Source organism: Comamonas sp. UBA7840, assembly GCF_002501455.1.
Lineage (GTDB): Bacteria > Pseudomonadota > Gammaproteobacteria > Burkholderiales > Burkholderiaceae_C > Comamonas > Comamonas jiangduensis.
The window spans coordinates 65,816-81,163 of record NZ_DLTI01000012.1 but is presented as its reverse complement, the minus strand read 5'-3'; the positions used below and the strand labels follow the sequence as shown (position 1 = coordinate 81,163).

Below are 15,348 nucleotides of genomic sequence, written 5' to 3'. Positions count from 1 at the left end.
TAACGGGGCAGATCGCCCCGTTATTGCGCGTTCAGAGTCCCAGCCGTTGGGCGGGACAGCTACGTTCAGCGGCGCAGTTGGTCACGAATTTCTCGCAACAGCAAAACCTCTTCGGGCGTGGCTGCTGGCTCAGGTGGCACTGCGGGCGCTTGGCGTTTCAAGCGATTGATTTGCTTGATCATTATGAAAATGATGAACGCCAAAATGGTGAAATTCACCGCGACGGTGATGAAGTTGCCATACGCAAAAACAGGAACACCCGCTTCTTGCAAGGCCGTCAAAGTGCGCGGAACACCTGTCGGGATATCGCCCAAAACGACGAACAAATTAGAGAAATCTAGCTTGCCAAACACCATGCCGACGACCGGCATGATCAGATCTTTCACGACGGAATCAACGATCTTGCCGAAGGCGCCGCCGATGATGACGCCCACGGCCAAATCGATCACATTGCCTTTGACGGCGAACTCGCGGAACTCTTGCATCATGCCCATGCGCGCACCTCCACTTCGTTGAGATAGGTCATATTGCATGATCTAAAGCAAGAAGAGTGTCAGACGCGTGCTTGGATTCCAAATTTTCGCTCCGCTACAATTTCTCGATTGTCCTTATACCTAGCGATGTTTTATCGAGGATCCCCATGAGCGAAACACCTGTCGACTCCAGCAAACGGACGTGGATCATCACGTCTGCCTGCGCTGGCGCGGTAGGCGGCGTGGCAGCCGCTGTTCCTTTTGTCAGTACCTTCCAGCCTTCTGAAAAGGCTAAGGCAGCAGGTGCTGCGGTGGAAGTTGATATCTCTGCCCTGCAGCCGGGCGAAAAGATTACCGTTGAATGGCGCGGCAAGCCAGTTTGGATCATTCGCCGCACCAAAGAGCAGTTGGCGGATTTGGCCACTTTGGATGAACAACTGGCAGACCCCGAATCCAAACGCAAACCCAGCGAATTTACCCCTGTGTATGCCCGCAACCCTTGGCGTTCGATCAAGGAAGAAGTGCTGGTGTGCGTGGGTATTTGCACGCACTTGGGATGTTCGCCCGTCGATAAGTTCCAGACCGGTGCCCAGCCTTCGCTGCCCGCCGATTGGAAGGGCGGCTTCTTGTGCCCATGCCACGGCTCGACCTTTGACTTGGCTGGTCGCGTGTTCAAGAACAAGCCCGCTCCGGACAATCTGGAAGTTCCGCCCCACATGTACCTGTCGGAGACCAAACTCCTGATCGGTGAAGACAAGGCTTGAGGGAGTTAAAACGACATGGCCCACGAATTCAAAGACATCGACCCGAACGCGTCTACCGGCGCCAAGGTGACGAACTGGTTCGAGAACCGCTTCCCCACAGCTTTCTCGGCCTACAAGGTTCACATGTCGGAGTACTACGCTCCGAAGAACTTTAACTTTTGGTACATCTTCGGCTCACTGGCGCTGCTGGTGCTGGTGATCCAAATCGTGACCGGTATTTTTCTGGTCATGCACTACAAGCCAGACGCTGAAAAAGCGTTTGCTTCCGTGGAATACATCATGCGTGATGTGCCATGGGGTTGGCTGATTCGCTACATGCACTCCACCGGCGCATCTGCCTTCTTTGTGGTGGTGTATTTGCACATGTTCCGCGGGTTGCTCTACGGTTCGTACCGCAAGCCACGTGAGCTGGTCTGGATCTTTGGCTGCGCCATTTTCCTGGCACTGATGGCTGAAGCCTTTATGGGCTACCTGCTGCCATGGGGTCAGATGTCGTACTGGGGTGCGCAGGTGATCGTGAATCTGTTCGCCGCGATTCCATTCGTTGGCCCAGATCTGGCGATTTTGATTCGTGGTGACTACGTGGTGGGCGATGCAACGCTCAACCGCTTCTTTAGTTTCCATGTGATTGCGGTGCCGCTGGTGCTGCTGGGTTTGGTCGTTGCACACTTGCTGGCGCTGCACGATGTGGGCTCGAACAATCCCGATGGTGTAGAAATCAAGGCGCCTGGCGCGCCCAAGGATGCCAAGGGCAATCCGCTGGATGGTGTTCCTTTCCATCCCTACTACACCGTGCACGATATCTTTGGCGTGGGTGTGTTCTTGTTTCTGTTCTCGGCGGTGGTGTTCTTTGCGCCAGAGTTCGGCGGCTACTTCTTGGAATACAACAACTTCATTCCTGCTGATCCGCTGCAGACGCCCGCGCACATTGCTCCTGTGTGGTACTTCACACCGTTCTACTCCATGCTGCGAGCCATCACTACAGAGATGATGTATGTGTTGGTAGCCTGCGTAGGCTTGGCGGCAGTGTTCGCAGTCTTGAAGACCAAGATGGCTGGCTTGTTCAAGCTGGTTATTGTGGGGGCGGCTGTTGTGGCTGTGGTGCTGATGTTGTCGATTGACGCCAAGTTCTGGGGGGTGGTGGTGATGGGTGGTGCCGTGGTGATCTTGTTTGGTCTGCCATGGTTTGACCTGAGTCCTGTGAAGTCCATCCGCTACCGTCCAAGCTGGCACAAATACCTGTATGCGGTGTTTGTAGTGAATTTCCTGATTCTGGGGTACTTGGGCGTTCAGCCGCCTTCGCCCACCGGTGAGCGAGTGTCGCAAGTTGGTACGCTGTTCTACTTTGGCTTCTTCTTGCTGATGCCTTGGTGGAGCCAGTTGGGTACGCCTAAGTCTGTGCCTGATCGCGTGACTTTCAAGCCTCACTGAGCCTAGGAGCGAAGAACAATGAAAAAACTGATCCTTACGCTGGTCGCAGCGCTTGGTATTGCCGGTGGCGCGCATGCTGCTGTTGGTGGTTTGGTGGCCTTGGATAAGGCGCCGGTTGATACGACCAACCAAGCCTCGCTGCAAAATGGTGCCAAGTTGTTTGTGAACTACTGCTTGGGCTGCCATTCGGCTGCTTTCATGCGCTTTAACCGATTGAAAGACATCGGCTTGAGCGATCAAGAGATCAAGGACAATCTGCTCTTTACCACCGACAAGGTGGGAGAAACCATGGTTTCCGCGATCGATCCCAAGCAAGCCAAGAGCTGGTTTGGTGCCAATCCGCCAGATTTGACTGTGATTGCGCGTTCGCGTGCAGGAGCGGGTGGTTCAGGGGCTGATTACCTCTATACCTTCTTGCGTACTTTCTACCGCGATGACACCAAAGCCACAGGGTGGAACAATTTGGTCTTCCCATCGGTGGGTATGCCGCATGCACTGTGGCAATTGCAAGGTGAGCGTCGCGCGATCCTGGAAACTGTAGAAGTGCATGGGCAAAACACCCAAGTGTTCAAGGGCTGGGAAACCATCTCGCAGGGCACAATGAGCACACAAGAGTACGATCAGACAGTCGGTGATTTGGTCAACTTCCTGCAATGGATGGGTGAACCGGCCCAAAATACCCGTATTCGCGTCGGTGTGGGTGTGTTGATTTTCTTGGGCATCTTTATCTTGATCGCCTGGAGATTGAACGCCGCATTCTGGAAAGACGTTAAATAAATAGATAGACTGCTGCCGCTTTGCACTTTAGTGTGAAGCGCTTCGGTTACAGCAGAGTGGGCGCTTTTGAGGCGTCCCACTCTTTTTGATTTTTAGGAGCTTCCGCCATGATGGTGCTTTACTCGGGAACGACTTGCCCATATTCCCACCGCTGCCGCTTTGTGCTGTTTGAAAAGGGGATGGACTTCGAAATCCGCGATGTGGACTTGTACAACAAGCCTGAGGAAATCGCGGCGATGAACCCTTATGGCCAAGTTCCCATCTTGGTTGAACGCGATCTGATTCTGTACGAGTCGAACATCATCAACGAGTACATCGATGAGCGTTTTCCGCACCCTCAACTGATGCCCGGTGATCCAGTAGATCGCGCGCGCGTGCGTCTGTTCTTGCTGAACTTCGAGAAAGAATTGTTCGTGCACGTGAATACGCTGGAACAACGCAACGTCAAGGGCAATGAAAAGGAAGTGGAAAAGGCACGCCAGCACATCCGCGATCGCTTGACGCAACTGGCACCTGTATTCTTGAAGAACAAGTACATGCTGGGCGAAGGCTTCTCCATGTTGGACGTCGCCATCGCTCCCCTGTTGTGGCGCCTGGACTACTACGGCATTGAGCTGAGCAAGAACGCTGCACCTTTGCTCAAGTATGCGGAGCGCATCTTCTCGCGCCCTGCTTACATTGAGGCGCTGACACCCTCTGAAAAGGTCATGCGCAAGTAATTTGCGCACTGTGCGATCTTTGAGTTTTTTGCTGTTTGCTGGAATTTGTACATGAACGAGCCCACCACCACATCCACACGGCCGTATTTGATTCGCGCCCTTCATGAGTGGTGTACGGACAATGGGTTGACGCCTTATTTGGCAGTCAAAGTGGATCGTTCTGTACAAGTGCCTCGCGAGTTTGTGCAAGACGGCGAGATCGTGCTGAACGTCAGCTATGACGCGACAGGTAATCTGCAGCTGGGCAATGAATACATTGAATTCAAAGCCCGCTTTGGTGGAAAGCCCCGGGAAATCATGGTGCCTGTGGAGCGTGTGCAAGCGATTTATGCACGTGAATCCGGGCAAGGTATGTCTTTTCCAGTCGTGGATGATTTGCTGGAGGAGTTCCCAGATGATGCTGGTGGATTGGATGTGCGTGGTGCACAAGCTGCCGCGTCCATCGCGTCGAAGGGTCAAGATGAAGAAGTCGCTTCTGCTGCGCAATTGATGCAATTGGTAAGCTCCGCGCCCAAACCTGCCGAGGATGGCAATGATGAGCCGCGTCCGCCTGCTGGCGGTGCAGGTCGTCCTGCACTAAAACGCGTCAAATAGGTATAAAGCCTTTTTGGGTAGAAAACTTGTATTAGAATCTCTGTCTTCGCCGGTTTAGCTCAGTTGGTAGAGCACCCGCCTTGTAAGCGGTAGGTCGTCAGTTCGAATCCGACAACCGGCACCAAACTTAGGTGCTTTTTGGTGAAGTACCTTGTCCCGGTGGCAAATTGCAAAACTTGTGCCGTGGATAGCCGGTTTAGCTCAGTTGGTAGAGCACCCGCCTTGTAAGCGGTAGGTCGTCAGTTCGAATCCGACAACCGGCACCAAATTTAAAAAAGACCCTCAAGGGTCTTTTTTTTGCCTACTGCGGCTATGGTGCTTTGAGCTGCTTACTGCGGAGTCTGCCAAGGAGAGCTGCTCAAGACTTTGAGCTGAATGTGCGCAACATCCCAGCCTTTGGTGCGCAAGTGTGCCTCCAGGGCGGGGAGCAAATAGCGCACTTTGCTTGCTGCGGCATTGTTTTTGAGAATCAGGCTCCACGTACTGCCTTGGATCGGGCCAGGTTGAATGCTGTTGCGCAAACCGGGTGGCAAGAGGGGCTCAATCGCTTTCATGCGTGCATTCGCTTCCCGTGCTTGGCGTACCAGTTGGGACAGGGTGGGCGAAGACTGGGCGGCTTGCTCTAAAGAGACGGCGATATGGCGGCGCGAATGCATGGCGTTGGACCTCGGGAGTGCTTGTCCATTATGAGTCGGCCTGTTGCTTGTGCGTTGGCGCAAGGGTGCTCTTGGTGGCAAAGCATGAGCGGCAGTTAGAATCAATTTTTGGCTTCCAGCGCAAAGACTCTTGTTTTTACGTTGCGTGGGCCCATCTGCATGGCAACTCTATACTAGGGATTTGGCTGCTGCTGGTGCTTTTTTCTGGCGCTGGTAAGCGGCTTCCGTTCGCATGGTCAACTTTCTCACCAAACTTTTCGGCAGCCGCAACGACCGGCTTCTCAAACAGTACCGCAAGGCGGTGGCTCGCATCAATGCGATGGAGTCGGAGCTCGAAAAGCTCGATGACCAAACCTTAAAAGCGAAAACCCAAGAATTCAAAGACCGTCTGGCACAGGGTGCTTCGCTGGATGACTTGCTGGAAGAAGCGTTTGCCGTGGTGCGTGAAGCGTCTAAACGCGTCATGAAAATGCGCCACTTTGACGTGCAGTTGATGGGCGGCATGGCCTTGCATCAAGGCAAAATTGCTGAAATGCGCACCGGTGAAGGCAAGACGCTTACTTCAACGCTGCCTGTGTACTTGAATGCACTGGCGGGTGATGGCGTGCACGTGGTGACGGTGAACGACTATCTGGCCAGTCGCGATGCCGAAACCATGCGCCCGCTCTACCACTTCCTGGGGCTGTCGGTCGGTGTGAACCTGCCGAATGCGCCGCGTGAAGACAAGCAATTGGCCTATCTGGCGGACATCACCTACGGTACCAACAACGAATACGGTTTCGACTATCTGCGCGACAACATGGTCTATGACAAGGCCGACCGCGTACAGCGTGCGTTGAACTACGCGATTGTCGACGAGGTGGACTCGATCTTGATTGACGAGGCACGCACGCCTTTGATCATCTCGGGTCAGGCGGATGACAACACGACCATGTACCAAGCCATTAACCAGCTGGCGCCTCAGCTGGTGCGCCAAGAAGGCGAGGCAGACCCGCGTACCGGTGAAGGCGTCACCAAGCCCGGTGATTTCACCGTGGATGAAAAGAGCCACCAAGTCTTCTTGACCGAAGAGGGGCATGAAAAGGCCGAAAGCATTTTGGCAGCCGCAGGCTTGCTGCCTGAAGGTGCGTCGCTGTACGACCCATCCAACATCGCTCTGGTGCACCATTTGTACGCCGCGCTGCGTGCCCACCATATCTACCACCGTGATCAGCACTACGTGGTGCAAAACGGCGAAGTGGTGATCGTGGATGAGTTCACGGGCCGCTTGATGTCGGGCCGCCGCTGGAGCGATGGTCTGCACCAGGCCGTAGAAGCCAAGGAAGGGGTGGCCATTCAGGCTGAGAACCAGACCATGGCCTCCATCACCTTCCAGAATTACTTCCGCCTGTACCACAAGCTGTCGGGTATGACAGGTACTGCGGATACGGAAGCCTACGAGTTCCAGAGCATCTATGGTTTGGAAACGGTGGTGATTCCGCCCAACAAGCCCAGCAAGCGCGAAGACCAGCTCGATCGCGTCTACAAGACCACCCCAGAGAAGTACAACGCGGCGATTGAAGACATTCGCGAATGCCACGAGCGCGGCCAGCCCGTGCTGGTGGGTACGACTTCGATTGAAAACTCGGAGATCATCGACCAGTTGCTGACCAAGGCTGGCTTGCCCCACCAGGTGCTCAATGCCAAGCAGCACGCCAAGGAGGCGGACATCATCGCCCAAGCCGGCCGCAAGGGCATGATCACCATCGCCACCAATATGGCGGGCCGTGGCACCGACATTGTGCTGGGCGGCAATATCAGCAAACAGGAAGCGGCCATTTATGGCAATCCGGAGCTGGATGATGCCACCAAGGCCGAGCAGATCGCTGCGCTGCGTGCGCAGTGGCAAAAAGACCATGAAGAGGTCAAGGCGTTGGGCGGCCTGCGCATCATCGCCACCGAGCGCCATGAGTCGCGCCGTATTGATAACCAGCTGCGTGGCCGCTCGGGCCGCCAGGGCGACCCCGGTTCTTCACGCTTTTATTTGAGCTTGGATGACCAGCTGATGCGTATCTTCGCGGGTGACCGCGTACGCGCCATCATGGATCGCCTGAAAATGCCTGAAGGCGAAGCGATTGAAGCGGGTATCGTGACCCGCTCTATCGAGTCGGCCCAGCGCAAGGTGGAGGCGCGCAACTTTGACATGCGGAAACAACTGCTGGAGTACGACGACGTCTCCAACGACCAGCGCAAGGTGATCTACCAGCAGCGCAATGACATTTTGGACACCTCTGATCTGAGCGAAATGATCACGGTCATGCGCGAAGACTGCATCTCTGACATGGTGCGCCAGTACGTGCCTGCCGAGTCGATGGAAGAGCAGTGGGACCTGCCTGCGCTGGAAAAAGCACTGGCCGACTGGCAGGTGCATGTGGACTTGCAAGGCATGGTCAAGGCCTCTGACAGCATCACCGATGAAGACATCTTGGAAGCCTGTGTCAAGGCCGCCAACGACGTTTACCAAGGCAAGCTGGATTTGGTGGGCTCCGAGCAGTTCATGAACTTCCAACGCGCGGTGCTGCTGCAAAGCTTTGACACCAACTGGCGCGACCATTTGGCCGCGCTGGACTATCTGCGCCAAGGTATTCACCTGCGTGGCTTTGCCCAAAAGCAGCCCAAGCAGGAATACAAGCGCGAAGCGTTTGAGCTGTTCCGCCAGCTGATTGACCAGGTCAAGAACGAAGTGACGCGTGTGCTGCTCACGGTGCGTATCCAGCAGCCCGAGCAACTGGAGCAGGCCGCACAAAGCATTGAAGAGCATGCCGAAAGCGTGCAAGGCGGCATGCATTACGCCAGTGCGGACAGTGACAAGAGCGACAGCTTTGAGTTGCCGCCCGGTGTGCGCGTGGGCCGTAACGACCCCTGCCCTTGCGGCAGCGGTGAAAAGTTTAAAAACTGCCACGGCAAGTTGAACTAAGCGGCTGAGCGGGTAACACCGCCATCCCCAAAGAACACGGGCGCAGGCCCGTGTTTTGCGTTGTGCGGCATGGTTTTTTACCCATAATGGCCGTCTAACTGTTTCTCTGTAGGAAGCCCTGCAATGCCTGTGAATTTGCCTGTTCCCGTCGCCGCTGACCTGTTTGCCGTCGCTGGTGTGCGTATTGGTGTGACCGAAGCCGGTGTGCGCAAAGCCAACCGCAAAGACCTGACCGTGTTTTTGCTGGATGAAGGTGCCAGCGTGGCAGGCGTGTTCACGCAAAACCGTTACTGCGCAGCCCCTGTGCAGGTGTGCCGCGAGCATCTGGCGGCAGGCCAAAGCATTCGTGCCATGGTGATCAATACCGGCAATGCCAACGCAGGCACGGGCGCAGCCGGCCTGGCTAATGCGCGCAAGACCTGTGAGGCTCTGGCCCAAGCGCTGGGCGTGAGCGCGCAGCAAGTGCTGCCGTTTTCGACCGGCGTAATCATGGAAGAGCTGCCTGTGGGCCGCATCGTGGCTGGTCTGCCTGCTGCGATTGCCGCAGCCAAGGCCGATAACTGGGCATTGGCCGCAGAAGGCATCATGACCACCGACACCCAGCCCAAGGCCTACAGCCGCCAGTTGCAAGTGGGTGGCAAGACCGTGCACATCACCGGCATCAGCAAGGGCGCTGGCATGATTCGCCCCAATATGGCCACCATGCTGGGCTATCTGGCCACCGACGCAGCCATTGCACCGGAGTTGCTGCAGGATTTGGTCAAGGAACTGGCCGACGGCTCCTTCAACCGTGTGACGATCGATGGCGACACCTCCACCAACGATTCGTTCGTGCTGGTAGCCACACACCAGGCGGGCAACGCTGCAATCACCAACTGGGACAGCGCCGATGCCCAGGCTTTGAAAGCGGCGCTGCAGGACGTGGCGCGTTTGCTGGCCCAAGCGATTGTGCGTGACGGCGAAGGTGCCACCAAGTTCATCACCGTGCAGATTGACGGCGGCAAGACCGAAGCAGAATGCCGTTTGGCGGCCTATGCGATTGCCCATTCGCCCTTGGTGAAGACGGCGTTCTTTGCTTCAGACCCGAACCTGGGCCGCATTCTGGCTGCTGTGGGCTACGCCGGCATTGCCGATCTGGACCAGACCAAGATTGACCTGTACCTGGACGATGTGCACGTGGTGGTCGATGGCGGGCGCAACCCCAGCTACCAAGAAGCTGATGGCCAGCGCGTGATGAAGCAGCAAGAAATCACCGTGCGCGTGAACCTGGGCCGTGGCACCGCCAGCCAGACGGTGTGGACGTGTGACTTCAGCCATGACTACGTGACCATCAACGCCGACTACCGCTCTTGATGAGCGGTGGTGTTGCCAAGCGCAATGGCCTGCAGGCTTGGTGGCAATCGTTTGCCGTGGCGCTGCCACTGTCTGGACGATTGCGCCGCGCCTGCACAGCACAGGCGGGCTGAGTGTTGTGCAACGCTGCAAACGCAATGAGGAGCCTGGTGGCTCCTTTGTGTTTTAGGAGCTATTGGCGCTGGTGAATCAATGATTTCAAGGTGTTTTCTATTTGAAATGCTTTGAAATCAGGCGCAAACAGCTATCAAAAAAATGAATGGAGGCAGACAGTGCAAGATGTGATAAACCCGTTGGAGCGCTTGGTAGAGCGTGCCGAGCAGCTGATGCAGCGCATTGAATCGGTGCTGCCCCAGCCCCTGCAAGCGCCCGCTGACTGGAGTGCCGCGATTGCCTGGCGCTACCGCAAGCGTGCCAACGGCTGCGGCGTGCTGGAGCCGGTGCGCCACGTGGGGGCGATGCAGCTGTCGGACCTGCAGAACATTGACGGCCAAAAAGACAAGATTGCGCGCAACACCGAGCAGTTTGTGCAAGGGCGCACGGCCAATAACGTGCTGCTGACGGGCGCGCGCGGCACGGGCAAGTCATCGCTGATTCGCGCCTGCTTGCACGCCTATGCGCCGCAGGGGCTGCGCCTGATTGAGGTGGACAAGGCGGATTTGACGGACTTACCCGACATCGTCGACGTGGTCGCCGGTCGCACCGAAAAATTCATCATCTACTGCGACGACCTGAGCTTTGAAGAGGGCGAGCCTGGCTACAAAGCCATGAAGTCGATTCTGGATGGCTCGGTCAGCGCCGCCACGCCCAATGTGCTGGTCTACGCCACCAGCAACCGCCGCCACCTGTTGCCCGAGTACATGAGCGACAACCTGCAAACCTCCAAGGGCAAGGACGGCGAGATCCACCCCGGTGAGGTGGTGGAGGAGAAAATCTCGCTCTCCGAGCGCTTTGGCCTGTGGGTGAGTTTTTACCCCTTCAGCCAGGACGAATACCTGCGCGTGGTGGCGCAGTGGCTGCGTTCCATGGGGTTGCCTGACGACGCCATCCAAGCCGCAGAGCCTGAAGCCCTGGTCTGGGCGCTGGAGCGTGGCTCGCGCAGCGGCCGTGTGGCCCAGCAGTTTGCGCGCGACTACGCGGGCCGCAACGAAGGTGCGGCGGCCCCGCACCAACGCATTGCCGACGTCGAAGGCTTGACCGACGGCGCGGAAATTTAAGAAAGATAGTTTGACTGTGACCGATTCCTCTGTGACTGAACGCCAACATACCGAAGTCGCCGTGGGCGTGCTGATCCGCGAAAGCGACGGGGCCTTGCTGATCACCAGCCGCCCGGAGGGCAAGCCGCGTGCGGGCTGGTGGGAGTTTCCCGGCGGCAAGCTTGAAGCGGGTGAGACCGTGGAGCAGGCCCTGCGCCGCGAGTTGCAGGAGGAGCTGGGTATTACCATCACGAACTGCATGGCCTGGAAGGTGACCGAGCACGCCTACAGCCATGCGCTGGTGCGCCTGCACTGGTGCAAGATCACGCAGTGGGAGGGTGATTTTGAGATGCGCGAAGGCCAGCAAATGGCCTGGCAGCAGTTGCCGCTGCACGTGCGCCCGGTGCTGGAGGGTTCGCTGCCCGTGCTGCAGTGGCTGAGCGAAGAGCGCGGCCTGCCTTTTGATGCCAGCGTGTACGCAGTGCCAGAGCAGCAAAAATAAGAGCTGCTAGCGCTCAAAAATAAAGGGATTGCAGTACAAACGTATTGCAATCCCTTTTTTTATCAGCACAAGCAGCTATGGTTTTTAGTCGCTCTCGGTGCGCGGATCACCGAAGGGGTTGTCTTGCGGCGGCGGCGCGGGCACGCGAAACGCTTCGGCCGCCCAGGCGCCCAGATCAATGTCTTTGCAACGCACGCTGCAAAACGGGCGTGAGGGGTTGCTGGGTGCAAACAAGCTGGGGCCGCCACAGGTGGGGCATGCAACCGTAGGTGGGGTGTTGGGTGCGGTGTTCTCGCTCATGCCGTGCAGTCTGACACAAGGCTGCAGTTATGCGCACAAGGTCAGCTCGAAAGCCGCGTTTTCCGTGGTCGATTGCAGGCTGCCACTTTCGTTAGGGCGCACCAGGCGCACCGACACCATCAAGCGGTTAGCACTGATCTCTGGAATCAGGCCGGAGTCTGGATGGATGCGCAGGCGCAGCAGTTGGTAGGCCTTGCCTGCAGGCAGTGCTTGTTGAAACTGCCCGTTGCTGGCCGCGACCTTTTGGGGAGAACCGGTTTGGCGCAGCAAGCCCAGCAGCAGCCCGAGTGCATCGGACAATGGCTTGAGGCACTGTGTCCACTGCTGCAAGTCGGCTTGGCGCTCATGCGCGGGTTTGTTTTGCCAGCGGTGGTAGGCAGGCAGGTCAAAGCTGCTGGTGCCACCGGGAATGCTGATGCGGCTGCGAATAGCCATCAACCAATCAATTTCTGTCAGTGGCTGGCCGGTTTTGCCGTTTTGCGCGTGTAGCGCGCTGTAGCACTGATCGAGCTGGGCAATGATGTTGTCCAGCATGTCTTGGGCAATGGCGGGGTTGTCCCGCAGGCCTTCGAACATGTTTTTGTGGCGATCCAAATCGCGCAGCAGATCCGATTTGAGGTCGGCACGGGCCGCAACTTCCATCGTCTCAAAGATGGTGGCCAGCGCAAAGTGGTGATCTACGGGAGATTCGCGCGTGACGAGTTCGGACAAACGCCGGAACAATTGTTCCAGTCGCAAATAAGTGCGTAAGCGTTCGTTGAAAGGGTACTCGTAAAGAATCACGCTGACAGTATCCCAGTAGGCTCAGGCGAAAAAATGGGTGTTGGCAGCGTCTGTGCACGAAGCATGCCAAGTGTTACAGGCGCATTGGCTGCCATCATAGCTGTAACTGTGCCGAAATTGATAGCACTTCTTGACGTAATGCAGCGAAATCGAGCCCCTCGTTGTAGATGACCCAGTCTGCAGCGGCTCTGCGCTGCGTGCGCGTGGCCTGTGCTGCCACGATTTTTTCTATCGCCGCACGCTCTAGGCGATTGCGCGCGATGACGCGCTGGATCTGGGTCTCTTCCTCGCAGTCCACCACCACCACGGCGTGGACTTGCTGGCGCCAGCGCCCAGACTCCACCAGCAGTGGCACATCAAAGACCAGTAGCCGGGTGCCGCACGCTTCGGCTTGCAAAGCTTGGCGTTCGGTCAGGGTGCCAATCAGGGGGTGAACAATCGCTTCCAAGCGCTGCTTGGCGCAAGGGTTTTGAAAAATCAGGTCGCGCATGAAGGCGCGGTTGAGTGCGCCCTGCGCATCGATTGCTTGCGGGCCAAACGCTGCTTCGATGGGGGCAATCGCCAGCCCGCCGGCGGAGGTCAGGCTGCGGGAGATGGCGTCTGCGTCGATGATGGCAGCGCCCGCCTGCGCCAAAATTTGGGCGACCGTGCTTTTGCCGCTGCCGATGCCGCCGGTCAAACCTATACGTCGAGCACGCTGCATCTTCACAAACCCAAGGAGCGCAATACGGTGGACAGAATGCGCTCATGGCCAAAGAACATGGCGGTAAAACCTGCGCCAGCCAAAAAAGGGCCAAAGGGGATGTAACCGCCTTCGCGCAGTTTGCTGTTCAGCTTCATGGCAATGCCGACGATGGCGCCAATCACCGATGCCATCAAAATAATCGGGACCAGCGCTTGCCAGCCAAACCATGCGCCCAGCGCCGCAAAGAGTTTGAAGTCGCCGTAGCCCATACCCTCTTTGCCAGTGACCAGCTTGAAGAGCCAATAAATGCTCCACAAAGAACCATAGCCTGCAACCGCCCCCCACAGCGCGCTGGGCAGATCAATACCTGTCCAGCCCAAAGCCGTGCTCAACAGGCCTGCCCAAAGCAAAGGAAGGGTGATGTCGTCCGGCAGCAGGGTGGTGTCCCAGTCGATCAGCGCCAGGGTCAGCAGCGCAGCACTAAAGCCGCACCACGCCCAGGCTTCATAGGTGAAGCCACAGCGGTGAACAATCCATGCAAACACTGCTGCGGTGGTGATTTCCACTAGGGGGTAGCGTGCGCTGATGCCTTGTTTGCACACACGACATTTGCCGCGCAAAAAAATCCAGCTCAGTACCGGAATGTTCTCGTGCCAGGTGATGGCGTGGCCGCAGTGTGGACAGCGCGAGCGTGGTTGGCACAGGGTGAGTGCGGGCGATGCGGGGCGGTATTCGGCGCCCGCCTTGGCAGCTTGGTGCTCTGCGCATTCGGCATCCCATTGCGCCTCCATCATTTGCGGGAGGCGATGGATCACCACATTCAAAAAACTACCAATCAGCAGGCCCAGCAGCGCTGCCAAGGCGACGTCGCCTTGTATGAGGAAATCCATCAAACCACTTGCCCCAATTTGAAGATAGGCAGATACATGGCCACCACGATGCCGCCAATAATGCCGCCCAAAAACACGATGATGATGGGCTCCATCAAGCTGGAAAGCCCGGCCACCATTTCATCCACTTCTTGTTCATAAAAGTCTGCAGCCTTGGACAGCATGTGATCAATTGAGCCAGATTCTTCGCCAATCGCGCACATTTGCAGCACCATCGACGGAAATACATTGGTGTTGCTCATGGCAATATTCAAGCTGGTGCCGGTAGAGACTTCATTTTGAATGCGATCGGTGGCTTCTTTGAACACGCTGTTGCCCGATGCGCCGCCCACGGAGTCCAGAGCTTCCACCAAAGGTATGCCTGCGGCGAACATGGTGGAGAGGGTACGTGTCCAGCGTGCCACGCAGGACTTGTCGATAAGCGTGCCAAAAATGGGCATTTTGAGCAGCATGCGATCCATGGCCCGCTGCATTTTTGGACTGCGCCGCCATGCCTGCATAAAAAAGTACCCTCCCGCGCCCAGTACTCCAAATATCAGCCACCAATATTCCACAAAAAATTCACTGATGGCCATAACCAGCAGCGTAGGCGTTGGTAAGTCGGCGCCGAAAGAAGTGAAAACCTCCTTGAACGCTGGGATCACAAAAATCATGATGACCGTGACCACGATGAAAGCCACGATGACCACAGAGGTTGGATACATCAAAGCGGACTTGATCTTGCTTTTGATGGCCTCGGTTTTTTCCATGTAGGTCGCCAAGCGATCCATCAGCGTTTCCAAAATACCTGCGGCTTCACCTGCTTCGATCAAGTTGCAGTACAAGGCATCGAAGTACATGGGGTGCCTGCGAAATGCCACGCTCAGCGATGTGCCGGTTTCCACATCCTGGCGGATGTCATTGAGCAGCTTGGTGACGCTGGCGTTGGGGTTGCCTCGCCCCACAATGTCAAAAGATTGCAGCAATGGCACCCCAGCTTTCATCATGGTGGCCATCTGGCGGGTAAACAAAGCAATGTCTTTGGGCTTAATTTTTTTACCCGTGCGCATGTTGCGCTTTTTCAGCTTGGTGATGAAAACACCTTGTCGACGCAAAGAAGCTTGCACCTGTGCTTCGCCAGCTGCCCGCATTTCTCCGCGTAACTCTTTGCCTTGACGGTCTTTACCCGCCCATTCAAAGACGAACTCTTTGGCAGTGGCTTTGCCTCTTGCTGCGTGTGCCATACCGCTGCTCCCTCTGCTGTCAGTGTTGTTGTTAAGTGTTTTGCAG

At 56.7% G+C, this 15,348-nt stretch carries 16 protein-coding genes and 2 tRNA genes; 11 read left to right on the top strand and 7 right to left on the bottom strand.

The genetic code is table 11. The annotated features are described in order from the left end of the window. Nucleotides 1-65 precede the first annotated feature (65 nt). Nucleotides 66-494 carry a large conductance mechanosensitive channel protein MscL gene (gene mscL / locus B3R00_RS02605; RefSeq protein ID WP_286997260.1) on the bottom strand — a complete coding sequence of 143 codons (429 nt, stop codon included), beginning with the start codon at nucleotides 492-494 and terminating at the stop codon, nucleotides 66-68. Between the two features lie 146 nt (nucleotides 495-640). Here mscL and petA point away from each other — a divergent pair, with 146 nt between their 5' ends. The 7 genes from petA (at nucleotide 641) to B3R00_RS02570 (ending at nucleotide 5,024) form a co-directional block, all read left to right on the top strand. After that, nucleotides 641-1,237 (top strand): ubiquinol-cytochrome c reductase iron-sulfur subunit, encoded by a 597-nt coding sequence (gene petA / locus B3R00_RS02600; RefSeq protein ID WP_286997259.1) that lies wholly within the window; start codon nucleotides 641-643, stop codon nucleotides 1,235-1,237. Between the two features lie 15 nt (nucleotides 1,238-1,252). Beyond that, nucleotides 1,253-2,668, top strand: coding sequence for a cytochrome b (locus B3R00_RS02595; RefSeq protein WP_286997258.1), 1,416 nt, complete (start codon nucleotides 1,253-1,255; stop codon nucleotides 2,666-2,668). A gap of 18 nt (nucleotides 2,669-2,686) precedes the next feature. Continuing rightward, a complete protein-coding gene (locus B3R00_RS02590; protein ID WP_286997257.1) occupies nucleotides 2,687-3,445 on the top strand; it encodes a cytochrome c1 in 759 nt (252 codons plus the stop codon). Nucleotides 3,446-3,552: 107 nt separating this feature from the next. Beyond that, on the top strand, nucleotides 3,553-4,164 hold the full coding sequence (locus tag B3R00_RS02585) for a glutathione S-transferase N-terminal domain-containing protein (RefSeq protein ID WP_054067369.1): 612 nt from the start codon (nucleotides 3,553-3,555) through the stop codon (nucleotides 4,162-4,164). A 51-nt stretch (nucleotides 4,165-4,215) separates the two neighbouring features. Beyond that, nucleotides 4,216-4,758 carry a ClpXP protease specificity-enhancing factor gene (locus B3R00_RS02580; RefSeq protein WP_286997256.1) on the top strand — a complete coding sequence of 181 codons (543 nt, stop codon included), beginning with the start codon at nucleotides 4,216-4,218 and terminating at the stop codon, nucleotides 4,756-4,758. A 48-nt stretch (nucleotides 4,759-4,806) separates the two neighbouring features. Then, nucleotides 4,807-4,882, top strand: a tRNA-Thr gene (locus B3R00_RS02575). Between the two features lie 66 nt (nucleotides 4,883-4,948). Beyond that, nucleotides 4,949-5,024 (top strand) — tRNA-Thr (locus tag B3R00_RS02570). Nucleotides 5,025-5,087: 63 nt separating this feature from the next. Here B3R00_RS02570 and B3R00_RS02565 read toward each other — a convergent pair. Continuing rightward, a complete protein-coding gene (locus B3R00_RS02565; protein WP_219163740.1) occupies nucleotides 5,088-5,414 on the bottom strand; it encodes a hypothetical protein in 327 nt (108 codons plus the stop codon). Nucleotides 5,415-5,646: 232 nt separating this feature from the next. Here B3R00_RS02565 and secA point away from each other — a divergent pair, with 232 nt between their 5' ends. The 4 genes from secA (at nucleotide 5,647) to B3R00_RS02545 (ending at nucleotide 11,421) form a co-directional block, all read left to right on the top strand. Further along, nucleotides 5,647-8,370: a preprotein translocase subunit SecA gene (gene secA, locus B3R00_RS02560; protein ID WP_286997255.1), complete on the top strand. Its 2,724-nt coding sequence runs from the start codon at nucleotides 5,647-5,649 to the stop codon at nucleotides 8,368-8,370. A 123-nt stretch (nucleotides 8,371-8,493) separates the two neighbouring features. Continuing rightward, nucleotides 8,494-9,723, top strand: a complete 1,230-nt coding sequence (argJ, locus tag B3R00_RS02555; protein WP_286997254.1) for a bifunctional glutamate N-acetyltransferase/amino-acid acetyltransferase ArgJ — start codon at nucleotides 8,494-8,496, stop codon at nucleotides 9,721-9,723. Nucleotides 9,724-10,049: 326 nt separating this feature from the next. After that, entirely contained in the window at nucleotides 10,050-10,940 is an 891-nt protein-coding gene (locus tag B3R00_RS02550; RefSeq protein WP_286997382.1) for an ATP-binding protein, read from the top strand. 16 nt (nucleotides 10,941-10,956) lie between these two features. Next, nucleotides 10,957-11,421 carry an NUDIX domain-containing protein gene (locus B3R00_RS02545; RefSeq protein WP_286997253.1) on the top strand — a complete coding sequence of 155 codons (465 nt, stop codon included), beginning with the start codon at nucleotides 10,957-10,959 and terminating at the stop codon, nucleotides 11,419-11,421. 84 nt (nucleotides 11,422-11,505) lie between these two features. Here the strand turns inward: B3R00_RS02545 and B3R00_RS02540 are convergent, their stop codons facing one another. The 5 genes from B3R00_RS02540 to B3R00_RS02520 form a co-directional block, all read right to left on the bottom strand. After that, nucleotides 11,506-11,721: a DNA gyrase inhibitor YacG gene (locus B3R00_RS02540; protein ID WP_286997252.1), complete on the bottom strand. Its 216-nt coding sequence runs from the start codon at nucleotides 11,719-11,721 to the stop codon at nucleotides 11,506-11,508. A gap of 27 nt (nucleotides 11,722-11,748) precedes the next feature. Continuing rightward, nucleotides 11,749-12,504, bottom strand: coding sequence for a cell division protein ZapD (gene zapD / locus B3R00_RS02535; protein WP_286997251.1), 756 nt, complete (start codon nucleotides 12,502-12,504; stop codon nucleotides 11,749-11,751). 94 nt (nucleotides 12,505-12,598) lie between these two features. Further along, nucleotides 12,599-13,207 (bottom strand): dephospho-CoA kinase, encoded by a 609-nt coding sequence (coaE, locus tag B3R00_RS02530; RefSeq protein ID WP_286997249.1) that lies wholly within the window; start codon nucleotides 13,205-13,207, stop codon nucleotides 12,599-12,601. 2 nt (nucleotides 13,208-13,209) lie between these two features. Then, entirely contained in the window at nucleotides 13,210-14,079 is an 870-nt protein-coding gene (locus tag B3R00_RS02525) for a prepilin peptidase (RefSeq protein WP_286997247.1), read from the bottom strand. Further along, nucleotides 14,079-15,302, bottom strand: coding sequence for a type II secretion system F family protein (locus B3R00_RS02520; RefSeq protein WP_286997245.1), 1,224 nt, complete (start codon nucleotides 15,300-15,302; stop codon nucleotides 14,079-14,081). The genes B3R00_RS02525 and B3R00_RS02520 overlap by 1 nt, the downstream gene beginning before the upstream one ends. Nucleotides 15,303-15,348: the final 46 nt, after the last annotated feature.